Source organism: Ruegeria sp. AD11(2025) (genome assembly GCF_056542405.1).
This window is the reverse complement of the sequence record NZ_JBQFZU010000117.1, coordinates 1-934: the sequence shown is the minus strand read 5'-3', so window position 1 is coordinate 934 and position 934 is coordinate 1. Positions and strand designations below refer to the sequence as shown.

The following is a 934-nucleotide window of genomic DNA, read 5'->3' as shown; positions in this document are numbered from 1 at the left end:
GCTGGAACTGGGTCTGTGCTACCTGGCCATCGGCGTGTCGGTTGTGGGCAATCTGACCGCAATCGTGATTTTCCCACGCAACAAGCGTCTGACCGAGTTTGAGAACTTTCTGATGGTTCTCTTTGACCTGTTGCAACTGGCGTTTCTGTTGTATCTCACCGGCGGGCTGAATAACCCGTTTGCCTTGCTTCTCGTTGGCCCGGTAACGATCTCGGCGAATGTCATGAGCACTCGGTCGACCCTGATCGTGGGTGCCGTTGCAATTGTTCTGACAACCCTGCTGGCGGAGTTCCATCTGCCATTGCGCACGGATCTCGGCGTGGTGTTGGAGATCCCAGACATCTTGTTGTTTGGGAACTGGGCCGCGATTGTTATCGCAATTGCCTTCATCGGCGCCTATTCGCACCGCGTGAGTTCCGAGGTTCAGTCGATGTCCGAGGCTCTTTCGGCCACTTACATGGCGCTGGCGCGCGAACAGAAATTGACCGACCTAGGTGGGGTTGTCGCGGCGGCGGCGCACGAACTGGGCACGCCGTTGGCCACGATCAAGCTGACTAGTTCGGAACTGATCGAAGAACTGGACGACCGGCCCGATCTTAAGGATGACGCCGCCCTGATCCGGGAACAGGCCAATCGGTGCCGGGATATTCTGCGCAATATGGGCCGGGCCGGCAAAGATGACCTGCATCTGCGGCAGGCCCCGCTGTCGACTGTCGTTCACGAAGCCGCAGAACCACATATCGATCGGGGGAAGGCTATCAGTTTTTCTGAAGGTCCGGGTCAGGACGGGGATGTTCAACAACCGTCGATCCTGCGAAAGCCCGAGATCATTCACGGTCTGCGCAACCTGATCCAGAACGCGGTGGATTTTGCCCGCGCGAATGTCTGGGTCGAGGCGGAATGGACGTCAGATCGGATCACCGTCATCATCATG

The 934-nt window shown here is 57.8% G+C and carries 1 protein-coding gene; it reads left to right on the top strand.

Annotation, left to right across the window (positions count from 1 at the left end; genetic code table 11):
- Window positions 1-934: ActS/PrrB/RegB family redox-sensitive histidine kinase (locus ACR1XY_RS24605; RefSeq protein WP_480597446.1), on the top strand; the 934-nt coding region annotated here is incomplete at both ends.